Origin of the sequence: Mesorhizobium sp. M7A.F.Ca.CA.002.09.1.1, assembly GCF_003998555.1 — a bacterium.
Classification (GTDB): Bacteria; Pseudomonadota; Alphaproteobacteria; order Rhizobiales; family Rhizobiaceae; genus Mesorhizobium; species Mesorhizobium ciceri.
The window spans coordinates 1-1,096 of sequence record NZ_RZRR01001292.1 but is presented as its reverse complement, the minus strand read 5'-3'; the positions used below and the strand labels follow the sequence as shown (position 1 = coordinate 1,096).

The following is a 1,096-nucleotide window of genomic DNA, read 5'->3' as shown; positions in this document are numbered from 1 at the left end:
CGCGCCGCGTGCCGTACTGGTTGAAGTCGGCGACACCGACGCCGTGGTCGGTGAGATATTTTCCGGCCGGCGACGCTGCCTTGATCGATCCGGCCGGCGAGATGTGATCGGTGGTGATCTTGTCGCCGAACAGGCCGAGCACGCGGGCGCCCTTGATGTCGCCGATCTTGCCGAAACCTGATGTCATGCCGGCGAAATAGGGCGGGTTCTGCACATAGGTCGAGTTGTCGTCCCAGGCATAGGTCTGGCCTTCCGGCGCCTTGACGTTCTGCCAGTACTCGTCGCCCTTGAAGACGTCGGCATACTTGCGGGCGAACAGCTCGCGGGTGACGTTCTTCTCGATGAACTCCTGGATTTCGGCCGAGCTCGGCCAGATGTCCTTGAGGTAGACCGGCTCGCCGTTCTTGTCCTCGCCGAGCGGCTCTGTCGTGAGGTCCTTGGTGACAGTTCCGGCCAGCGCGTGCGCGACGACCAGCGGCGGCGAGGCCAGATAGTTGGCCTGCACGTCAGGCGAGACACGGCCTTCGAAGTTGCGATTGCCGGACAGGACCGCGGCGGCGATCAGGCCCTTGTCGTTGATGGTTTTGGAGATCGGCGCCGGCAGCGGGCCGGAATTGCCGATACAGGTGGTGCAGCCGAAGCCGACCAGGTTGAAGCCGATCTGGTCGAGCTCCTTCTGCAGGCCGGATTTCTCCAGATATTCGGCGACCACCTGGCTGCCGGGAGCCAGCGAGGTCTTCACCCACGGCTTCTGCTTCAAACCGAGCCGGTTGGCATTGCGGGCCAAAAGACCGGCGCCGATCAGCACGCTCGGGTTCGAGGTGTTGGTGCAGGAGGTGATGGCGGCAATGACGACATCGCCGTGACCGAGATCATGGTCGGTGCCTTCGACGGCATAGCGCTTGGAGATTTCGGCCGCCTTCTTGTATTCGGTCTCCATCGCCTTGGCGAAGCCTTCCGGAATGCCTTCCAGGGCGACGCGGCCTTCAGGCCGCTTGGGGCCGGCCATCGACGGCACGACGGAACCAAGTTCGAGCTCGAGCAGATCAGTGAAGACAGGGTCGGCCGAGCCGGTTTCACGCCACAGGCCCTGCGC

General features: G+C 63.8%; 1 protein-coding gene. It reads right to left on the bottom strand.

Annotated elements, in window-relative coordinates; all coding sequences use genetic code 11:
* A partial coding sequence (locus EN994_RS32630; protein WP_245466161.1) for an aconitase family protein occupies positions 1-1,096 on the bottom strand: 1,096 nt, incomplete at both ends.